The sequence below is a fragment of the Aedoeadaptatus coli genome, assembly GCF_900343085.1.
Lineage (GTDB): Bacteria > Bacillota > Clostridia > Tissierellales > Peptoniphilaceae > Aedoeadaptatus > Aedoeadaptatus coli.
Map to the genome: position 1 here is coordinate 21,433 of NZ_OPYI01000018.1, position 6,946 is coordinate 28,378.

The following is a 6,946-nucleotide window of genomic DNA, read 5'->3' on the forward strand; positions in this document are numbered from 1 at the left end:
TTATCGTCCTTTCTTTTCCGTAGGTTCCAATAGCACGACCGCCATGGCCGTCATGCCTTCTCCTCTTCCTTCATACCCCATTTTTTCGCTGGTCGTCGCTTTTACGGAAATTGCGCTCACATCTTTTTCGCACACCGCAGCAATGTTTTCGCGCATGGCGGGAATGTAGGGCGCCAGTTTCGGCTTTTGAGCGATCACCGTGGCATCGATGTTGCCGACGGCATAGCCCTCATCCTTGACGATGGCCATGACTTTCTTAAACATGCCCATGCTGGAGGCGTCTTTGTACGCGGGATCCGTGTCGGGAAAGAGCTTCCCGATGTCCCCCAAGGCCAAGGCCCCCAAAATGGCATCTTCAATGGCGTGAACGAGCACGTCGGCGTCGCTGTGGCCCAAGAGGCCCCGCTGCTCGTAGGGAACCTCCACGCCACCCAATATCAGCTTTCTTCCTTCGACGAGTTGATGGACGTCGTATCCGATTCCGATTCTCATGGGCTCTTCCTATCTGAATAAATAGCGTCGGCAAAGATCAAATCTTCCGGCGTAGTGATTTTAATATTGTTATAGGAACCGCGGATCAGTTGCACCTTCCGACCGGTCTTTTCCACGAGGGAGCAGTCGTCGGTTCCGTAATAACCTTCGTCAAATGCCTGTTCGTACGCGCGGACTAAAATTTCTTTTTCAAAGCCCTGAGGCGTTTGAATGGCGAAAAGCTTCGAGCGATCCGGTGTGACAGCGCTCCAAAGGCCGTCTTCGCTGATTTTCACCGTGTCCTTCATGGGCGTCATTAAGCAGCAGGCGCCGCTGTTTTGAGCCCCTTTTATGACGGCGCGCACTTCTTCTTCCGTCACAAAGGGCCGGGCGCCGTCGTGGGTCAGAAGAATTCCGTCCCAGTTCTTCAGAAATTGAAGGCCCTGCCATATGGTGTCCTGACGCTCGTCGCCGCCGACGACGAGGTAAATGCTGTGGTTTAAATCCATGGCTTTTAAAATATCCCGCATCATGGCCTCTTCCCCTTCGCGAATCAAAAGGACGATAAAGGAAATTTCATCCATGCCGTCGAAAATCTCGATGGTGTGACGCACCATGGGCTTGCCGTGAATGGGCAAATACTGCTTGTTTTGTTTTAAGTTCATGCGCCGTCCCATGCCGGCGGCGGCGATCATGACGCATACCTCTCGATCAATCATCGTCCGACTCCGGAAGATCGTGGGCTTGATTAAAGTCGATATTGTTTAATGCGTAGACGATAATGTCCCTGGCAATGGGGGCCGCCACGCTCCCGCCGGATTTACCCGCCTGCTCGAGAATGACGGCGACGGCGATTTGAGGATCTTTCGCCGGTGCAAAGCCGATAAACCAAGCGTGATTTTCGCTGGAGGTATTCTCCGCCGTACCGGTTTTCCCCGCAACCTGTGTGGAATTTAAAGCGGCGCGTCTGCCCGTCCCGTCTTCTACGACGGAAATCATGTATTTCGTCAGCGTCTTCGCGATATCCGGCGTCGTGGCTTCCGTCAAGACCTTCGGCTCTTTCTCCTCAACGGCCGATCCCTTGGAGTCTTCTACTTCTTTTACTAAGATCGGCGCCATCATCTTGCCGTCATTGGCCACTGCAGAAGCCACCATGGCCATGTGCAGAGGCGTGGCCAAAACATCGCCCTGACCGATGGCCGAAGCGGCCAAGGTGGTCTTCGGGAGATTCTTTTTGTAGTCGAATACGGAGACGGAGACGGGAAGATCGAAAGGCATTTTGGAATTGAAGTAGAATTTATCCGCCGTACCTCCCAAGGTATCCTTTCCTAATTTGGAACCCTTGTCCACGAAATAGGTATTAATGGATTTCGCCAAAGATTCCCGAAGGTCCACGTTTCCGTACTGCGCACCTTCGGCGTTTTTAAATTCCCGTCCGTCGATCATTTGAGATCCTGTATCTACGTAATTCAAGTCGATTCGGTCTTGCCCCAAAAGAGAGGCCGCCGTAATGACTTTAAAGGTGGAGCCCGGCGGGTAGCGCCCGTTAATGGCGCGATTCAACAAGGCCCCGGATTCGTTTTTCTGCAAGGCGTTCCAATCCTGCGCGATGGTCGAAGAATTAAAGTCCGGCAGAGAAACCATGGCGTACACTTCCCCTGTCTTCGGGTTCATGACCACGATGCTTCCCTTTTCAGTGTTTTCTTCCAATAGCTCCCGCGCCTTGGATTGCACTTGGGTATCGATGGTTAGGATCAGCGAATTGCCGTCTTGCTTTTTCGAGCGGATCATATCCGAAATCGCCTTTAAGGTCCGATTGCCGTTGCGATTCAGAAGGTAGTCGTTATAGGACGACTCCAAACCGCTTTTGCCCAAGGAAGGATGGCAGTAGCCGATAATATGGGAATACAGCGTGGGATAGGCATACTCCCTATGGTAATTTCCCGCCTCGCCCTTAGACGTGGCCAAGACCTCCCCGTTGCGGTCGTAAATGTCGCCGCGCTTAATCTGCGCCTCTTCGATATAACCTCGCCGATTGGCAGGGTTGCGCTTCACTTCCTCAGCCTGGAAAAAATAGAAATAGGTTAAATAGATAATGCAACTTAAAAATAAGAGGACCAAACCGGCGAGCAAAATAATGATGCGTTTATTTTCCGAATGCTTCATCATTCACCTCGCCTTTCATAATTTCCCGCTCATACTTCCATGACAAATCTTCCGACGCCACCTGCAAAATGCCCAGGGCAATAAAGCTGGACAGAATGGAGCTGCCGCCGTAGGACATAAAGGGAAGGGTGATCCCGGTCATGGGGATCAGCTTTGTGACGCCGCCGATGTTTAAAAAGGCCTGAACGGAGATCAACACCGTGGCCGATATGGCGAGCATGCGATAGAATTTATACTCTTGTTCCAAGGCGATCTTAATGCCCCGGTAAATTAACAGAATGTACAAGAGAATAATGGCGAAGCCGGCAAACAGACCCATTTCCTCGCAGATGACGGGAAAAATAAAGTCCGACACGGCCACGGGAATCAGCTCCGGATGGCCGAAACCGATGCCTGCGCCGAAAAATCCGCCTTCGGCAATGGCGAAGAGGGCTTGCACAATTTGCCTTCCGGCCCCGTAAACGTAGCTCCAGGGATCCAGCCAAATGTCGATCCGGGTACGCACGTGGCCGAAGAGGAAGTAGCCCACGACACTTCCTAAAGCCAAGAGCGCCAGATTTACGAAAAAGGCCTTGATGTCCGGGTCGTAAACGAATTGGATGGCGATGTACATGGCCATAAATAACACGGCCGTACCCAAATCCCGTTGAATAAACAGAAGCAATACGAAAAAGTAAATAATCGCCATAATAATATAGCTGGTATAGGGATACTTCTTGTATTTTTCGTAATTGCAGTAAAAACTGCCTAAGATAAACATGAGTAGGATCTTAATGAACTCCGTCGGTTGGAAGACGATGGATGATCCGATGCTCAGCCAGTTTCTCGCGCCCCGCACCGTATTGCCGAAAACGATCGTCGATAAAAACAGCAGGACGCTGATCAAAAGAGCCAGCGAGCCGTAGCGCTCCACATGGGGCACGACGCGCACGACGAAATAGGTGGCGTAAAAAAACAATACCCCGATAAATGCCCATTGAAGTTGTCTAATGCCCGTCTCCGGCTGAATGCGGAAAATCGTGATGACACCGATGGTCAAGAGGAGGGATACGATTAAAAATATATAATTATCGCCGGTGGTAATTTTCCCCAGGATAAAATTTGAAATGTAGATAACAAAAATGAGACCGCCCGTTAAAAACAACAATTGGCGATCCAAATGGCCTTCGTAGGTATAAAAAACCAAGGCGATGGCCAATATTTCAAAAATGAGCAGTAAGTCTCGCGGTCGTCTGAACAGTTTATTATCCACAAAATCACCTACTTTGATCGACAAACAGGAATTGAATAAAGCCCACGCCGATGCGGTCGCCGTTTGTCAATTCCGTTTTCTCGTAAAGGGTTTGACCATTTAAAAACGTGCCGTTGGCGCTGTTTAAGTCGCGAATATAGTAATGGCCGTTTTCCTTTTCAATAATCAAATGATTTTTTGAAACAAAACTGTCCTTAATGACGATGTCATTTTTACTGCTTCGCCCTAATTTCGTCGCGCCTCGGAGCACGTAGTATTCTTGCATTTTAAAATTCAGTGAATCCAGTCGATTCACTACTTTTAAGTACGCTTCATCCTTGCCGATGTCCATGGATTGCATGGATCGAATATCCAAATAAATCATACGAATGATCGTAAAAATAAACAGGTATATGATTAGAATGAAGATGTATTTAAATATCTGTGAAAGTATGGCAATCATCCTGCACCTCATCTCAATTTTACATAAATACTATCACAGCAACGGTCCGTTTTCAACGTTTCCGCCGCTTCAATGATCCGAATCATCGAGAAGAAATTTCTAATATATGTTAAAATAAGGCGGTGATGCCTATGAAGATTTTAAAGATAAAAAAAGAGGGCCCGCGCTATTTGATCTACCTTTCCGACGAAGAGATCCTGGCACTGAAAGAATCGGTGTTCGTGCGCCACAATTTATATAAGGGAAAAGACCTAGATGAAGAGGACGTGGCGGCCATTGCCTTCGACAGCGCACGGCAAGAGGGAATCGACTTGGCTTTAAAAAAATTAACGAACAGAAAGACGGAGCAGGAGATTCGCACCCTATTACTTAATGAAGAGTTGAGTGAACAGGTGATTGACGAGGTCGTGGCTTACTTAAGCGAATACGGATTTTTAGACGACGAGGCCTACGCCCTCTTATTCAGCCGGGACAAGCGCAACATCAACGGCTACGGCCCGGTGAAAATCGCCTACGCCCTGCGCAGAAAAGGGATCGACGACGAATACATCGCCCGCGCGCTGGAGGAATACACGACGGATTCGGAAAAAGAGTTGATTCAATCCATTGTGGAAAAGAAATACCTTCGCGGTGGCGAATTAAATAAGTCGTGGGAAAAGATCGTGCGCTTTCTTCTCTCCCGCGGTTTTCACTACAACGCCGTGAAAGACGTGTTGAGCCAATGGAAAAATTGAAAAAACATTACGTCTACATCCTTCGCTGTGCAGACGACACCCTATACACGGGCTACACCACGGATCCGGCCAGACGCCTTGAGGAACACAACCGAGGCATCGGCGCCAAGTACACCCGCGCCCGCCTGCCCGTCGATCTTGTGTATGTGGAAGAAGGTGCGGACAAGTCTTGGGGGCTGCGCCGGGAGGCCGCCATAAAAAAGTTGCGCCGCAAAGATAAATTGGAATTAATTATGAAAGCAGGTGATAAGCATGGAAAAACTTCACGTTAATGATTTAAATGAAGCTAAAAATGTCATTAATCTGGCCATGATTACGGGCCAAATGCTAATAAAAAACGGTGCGGAAATCTACCGCGCCGAGGATACCATAGAGCGTATGTGTGCCGGCGTGGAAGAAATTCGCGAGGTGGAGGTCTTCGGCCTAAGTTCAGCCATTTTTGTCTCTGCACAATACACGGGCGAAACCATTACCATGTTTAAAGACATCGAATCTCAAGGTGTCCACCTGTCTCGCATCGATGCCCTGAATTCTTTTTCCAGACGATTCGTCGCCGGAGAATTTTCTCTGGAAGAAGCGAAAAAAGAGCTCTTATCGATCTCTACATTAGAAAAGTGTCCCATTCCTATGGCCATGTTCTTTACCGGCCTATGCAGTGCGTCTTTTGCCATTATGTTCGGCGGCGATTGGATCGACTTCGGCTACACTTTTTTCGTCGGAGCGATTTTAAGCTTTTGCATGCGCTTCACCTCGCGCTACTCCATTTCGTTCTTTACCGAAAGCTTTATCGGGACCATGGTAGTTTCCGTACTCGCCCTTATCGGCGCATCCGCAACGGATCGGCTACACATGGACATGATTATTATCGGATCCATTATGCCCTTGGTGCCGGGGATGCAGATTACCAATTCACTACGGGATATCATCAGCGGGGACTTCCTCTCCGGCATGATCGGGATCACAAAGGGAATCTTTGTCGCCCTCGCCATCGCCCTCGGCGTAGGACTTATCTTAAATGTACAGAAGATTATAGGAGGTTGATATGGCAATTTCAAAGTTAATCCTTATGTTTATCGCCTCTGTCGGATCGACGATCGGCTACGCCATTCCGGTGGAAGCGCCGAAGCGATCCCTGATACCCGCCGCCTTAAGCAGCGGTTTCGCCTATTTGGTCTATTTGAAAATTTTGGACTTCAACGGCAGTGCCGCCTTCGGCGCTTTTGTCGCCGCGTTGATTATGGGTACCTTGGGTGAATTTCTGTCCCGACACTACAAAATGCCGGCGACGATTTTCGTTCTGCCTCAATTAATTACCCTCGTGCCCGGCGGCGGCATGTACTACACGATGAGCTATTTGATTCAGGACAATATGGAATCCTTTGTCCGGGAAGGCGTCAATACTTTTTCCATCGCCGTGGCTCTTTCATTGGGCATTGCGGCTTCCAGTTTATTTTCCCGCTCCCTAAGAGCCTTCAAGAAACGTTCCGTACTGAATACCAAGCCGATGTTTCACAAGTTTTAAATTTTTAAATTTATTCCATAAATGCAAAAATCCATGCCTCGCGGCATGGATCAGACTGCAGACAAACTCCGAACAAAACTCGGGGTTTGTCTCTTTTTTGTGTATTTTTTCCATAAATCAGCAAAAGAAGGGCCGTCGCCTCCTCCGTCCCGCTCTCTTCGATCCATCATCAGTGCCAGTTTTTTCATGTTCATGCACGCAAAGGTCAGCACCGCTTTTAGATCCATTTTCTTTCGTCCACGCTGGTTGGTGTAGCGAAGGCCATGGTATTCTTTGGCGCTGCCGAATTGCCGTTCGATGGTTTCTTTGCGTTGTTTGTATTCTGCTTTTCCTTGGGTGGTGTAGCGGTAGTCTTCCGC

General features: G+C 48.9%; 9 protein-coding genes and 1 pseudogene. 4 read left to right on the forward strand and 6 right to left on the reverse strand.

Annotated elements, in window-relative coordinates:
• From ispF to DG046_RS08815, 5 genes are read right to left on the reverse strand one after another with little or no spacing between them, the layout of a single operon-like run.
• Nucleotides 1–492 (reverse strand): 2-C-methyl-D-erythritol 2,4-cyclodiphosphate synthase, encoded by a 492-nt coding sequence (gene ispF / locus DG046_RS08795; protein WP_108832140.1) that lies wholly within the window; start codon nucleotides 490–492, stop codon nucleotides 1–3.
• Nucleotides 489–1,190 (reverse strand): 2-C-methyl-D-erythritol 4-phosphate cytidylyltransferase, encoded by a 702-nt coding sequence (gene ispD, locus DG046_RS08800; protein ID WP_108832141.1) that lies wholly within the window; start codon nucleotides 1,188–1,190, stop codon nucleotides 489–491. The genes ispF and ispD overlap by 4 nt, the downstream gene beginning before the upstream one ends.
• Complete coding sequence (locus DG046_RS08805) at nucleotides 1,183–2,640, reverse strand: peptidoglycan D,D-transpeptidase FtsI family protein (RefSeq protein WP_234411494.1); 1,458 nt, start codon at nucleotides 2,638–2,640, stop codon at nucleotides 1,183–1,185. Before DG046_RS08805 ends, ispD begins: the two co-directional genes overlap by 8 nt.
• Nucleotides 2,618–3,889: an FtsW/RodA/SpoVE family cell cycle protein gene (locus tag DG046_RS08810; protein WP_108832142.1), complete on the reverse strand. Its 1,272-nt coding sequence runs from the start codon at nucleotides 3,887–3,889 to the stop codon at nucleotides 2,618–2,620. Before DG046_RS08810 ends, DG046_RS08805 begins: the two co-directional genes overlap by 23 nt.
• Before the next feature lie 4 nt (nucleotides 3,890–3,893).
• Nucleotides 3,894–4,331, reverse strand: coding sequence for an FHA domain-containing protein (locus DG046_RS08815; RefSeq protein ID WP_108832143.1), 438 nt, complete (start codon nucleotides 4,329–4,331; stop codon nucleotides 3,894–3,896).
• Nucleotides 4,332–4,462: 131 nt separating this feature from the next.
• On the opposite strand from DG046_RS08815, the gene DG046_RS08820 reads away from it, so the two are divergent.
• From DG046_RS08820 to DG046_RS08835, 4 genes are read left to right on the forward strand one after another with little or no spacing between them, the layout of a single operon-like run.
• Entirely contained in the window at nucleotides 4,463–5,065 is a 603-nt protein-coding gene (locus tag DG046_RS08820) for a RecX family transcriptional regulator (RefSeq protein WP_159082113.1), read from the forward strand.
• The gene (locus DG046_RS08825; RefSeq protein WP_108832145.1) at nucleotides 5,053–5,337 is read left to right on the forward strand and encodes a GIY-YIG nuclease family protein; all 285 of its coding nucleotides are present in this window, start codon (nucleotides 5,053–5,055) and stop codon (nucleotides 5,335–5,337) included. The genes DG046_RS08820 and DG046_RS08825 overlap by 13 nt, the downstream gene beginning before the upstream one ends.
• Nucleotides 5,318–6,106 carry a threonine/serine exporter family protein gene (locus DG046_RS08830; RefSeq protein ID WP_108832146.1) on the forward strand — a complete coding sequence of 263 codons (789 nt, stop codon included), beginning with the start codon at nucleotides 5,318–5,320 and terminating at the stop codon, nucleotides 6,104–6,106. The genes DG046_RS08825 and DG046_RS08830 overlap by 20 nt, the downstream gene beginning before the upstream one ends.
• Nucleotide 6,107: 1 nt before the next feature.
• Nucleotides 6,108–6,587 carry a threonine/serine exporter family protein gene (locus DG046_RS08835; protein ID WP_234411495.1) on the forward strand — a complete coding sequence of 160 codons (480 nt, stop codon included), beginning with the start codon at nucleotides 6,108–6,110 and terminating at the stop codon, nucleotides 6,585–6,587.
• Nucleotides 6,588–6,754: 167 nt separating this feature from the next.
• Here DG046_RS08835 and DG046_RS10035 read toward each other — a convergent pair.
• Nucleotides 6,755–6,946, reverse strand: a pseudogene (locus DG046_RS10035) (transposase); the annotation flags it as partial.

Bases quoted from the DNA above. Each gene is read 5' to 3' on its own strand.
- ispF (WP_108832140.1), bottom strand. From the start codon at position 492: ATGAGAATCGGAATCGGATACGACGTCCATCAACTCGTCGAAGGAAGA.
- ispD (WP_108832141.1), bottom strand. From the start codon at position 1,190: ATGATTGATCGAGAGGTATGCGTCATGATCGCCGCCGCCGGCATGGGA.
- DG046_RS08805 (WP_234411494.1), bottom strand. From the start codon at position 2,640: ATGATGAAGCATTCGGAAAATAAACGCATCATTATTTTGCTCGCCGGT.
- DG046_RS08815 (WP_108832143.1), bottom strand. From the start codon at position 4,331: ATGATTGCCATACTTTCACAGATATTTAAATACATCTTCATTCTAATC.
- DG046_RS08820 (WP_159082113.1), top strand. From the start codon at position 4,463: ATGAAGATTTTAAAGATAAAAAAAGAGGGCCCGCGCTATTTGATCTAC.
- DG046_RS08825 (WP_108832145.1), top strand. From the start codon at position 5,053: ATGGAAAAATTGAAAAAACATTACGTCTACATCCTTCGCTGTGCAGAC.
- DG046_RS08830 (WP_108832146.1), top strand. From the start codon at position 5,318: ATGGAAAAACTTCACGTTAATGATTTAAATGAAGCTAAAAATGTCATT.
- DG046_RS08835 (WP_234411495.1), top strand. From the start codon at position 6,108: ATGGCAATTTCAAAGTTAATCCTTATGTTTATCGCCTCTGTCGGATCG.